We start from the raw sequence: 1,464 nt of genomic DNA, 5'->3' as shown, positions 1-1,464 counted from the left end.
CGGGGTGGCCGAGGGCGCCGTCGTCACCGCCGACGAGCACGCCGCGGGCACCGCGGCCGCGGGCACCGGCCTGGGCGGGACCGTTCCGCCGCAGGGCGTCCCCGCGTCCGATGGCCGGCGCGCCCACCGCGGCCCCGAGGAGCAGCACGCCCTGCCGCCCGCGCTGCCCGCCGCGACGGAGGAGAACACGCAGCCGACGGGGCGCCGTCGCCGGGCCCTGGCCGCGGCTCAGGAGCGCGCGGCGGCGCAGGAGGCCGGGCCGCGCACGGTGTTCGCCCTGCCGCCGGCCGACGCGGACCGGGCGTCCGACGGGCCGGAGCACGAGAACCAGGCGGGACAGACGGGGCAGCCGGTGCCGACGGGGCAGCCCGTGCCGCCGGGTCGGGCGGTTCCGCCCGGTCAGCAGGGGCTTCCCGGGCAGGGGCTTCCCGGGCAGGAACGTCCGGGGCAGCAGGGCGGGCAGCTCCCGCTCTCCGCGCAGGCCCCGGTCGGGCCTCAGGCCTCCGGGGCGCCCGGCGATGCCGCCGCGCAGCCGGTCCCCGCGCCGATGCCGATGCCCATGCCGGTCCCCGTTCCGGCCGAGGCACCGCAGAACCAGCCTCATGGGGGCGGCCCTGTCCCGGCCGCCGGGGCGGCACCGCCGGGACCCGCCCCGCAGCCGCTCCCCGGCCAGTCGGGCCAGCCCGTTCCCGCGCCGATGCCGGTCCCGCACCAGGCGCCGCATCAGTCCTCCCCGGGCGGTGCGCCGGGTTCTCCGGGCGCCCCCGGCTCCACGACTGTGCCCGGCGCGATGACTGCGCCCGGCTCCACGCCTGTGCCTGGCGCCCCGGCGGATCCCGGTGCCGACGACCACGGCCGGCACGACGCCGTACCGCACGACCAGGCCGACGACCACACCCCGCCGCAGCCGCACCCGGTGAGCGCGCCGACCGGCCGGCGCCGGCGGGCCGTCGCCGTGCCGCCGGAGCCGGCCGGGACGCCCGCGCAGGGGATCCCGGCTCAGTCCGCCGCCGCGCGGCCCGGCCGGGTCGGCGCCCCTCAGGGTGCGCCGCAGCCGCCACCCGCCCAGGCGCTTCCCGCGGCGCAGGGCCAGGCCGTTCCGGCGAGCCCGGCGGGCGCCTCCGCGGAGCCCGCGTCCGGCACGGGACACATCACCGTGCCCCCGCAGGCCGCGTCCGGCACCGGTCAGGTCACCGTGCCCCCGCAGACCGCGTCCGGCACCGGTCATGTCGCGGTGCCCGCGCAGGTCACCGCCGCGCAGCCGGTGGCGCACTCGGTCGCCCAGCCCGCCGTCCAGCCGGTCGCCCACCCGCTGCCCGGTCAGCCGCTTCCGGCCGAGTCGGTCGCCGGGCCCGGGACGCCCGCCGCGGGCACCCCGGCACCCCAGCCGTGGCCGGCCGCCGACGGGGACACCTCGGGCGCGGGCACGGCCGTACCGTCCCCGGTCGCCCACCCCGCCGTACC

At 82.1% G+C, this 1,464-nt stretch carries 1 protein-coding gene and 1 pseudogene; one reads left to right on the top strand and one right to left on the bottom strand.

What is annotated here, in order from left to right; all coding sequences use genetic code 11:
* Nucleotides 1-604 (bottom strand): hypothetical protein (locus tag CCN42_RS44035; protein ID WP_422641139.1); only part of this gene is annotated, 604 nt, incomplete at its 3' end.
* 210 nt (nucleotides 605-814) lie between these two features.
* Here CCN42_RS44035 and CCN42_RS44030 point away from each other — a divergent pair.
* Nucleotides 815-1,464: pseudogene (locus CCN42_RS44030) on the top strand (nickel transporter); the annotation flags it as partial.

It is taken from the genome of Streptomyces glaucescens, assembly GCF_002154375.1.
GTDB classification, from domain to species: Bacteria; Actinomycetota; Actinomycetes; order Streptomycetales; family Streptomycetaceae; genus Streptomyces; species Streptomyces glaucescens.
The sequence above is the reverse complement of the archived record's forward strand: the minus strand, read 5'-3'. Positions and strand labels throughout refer to the sequence as shown.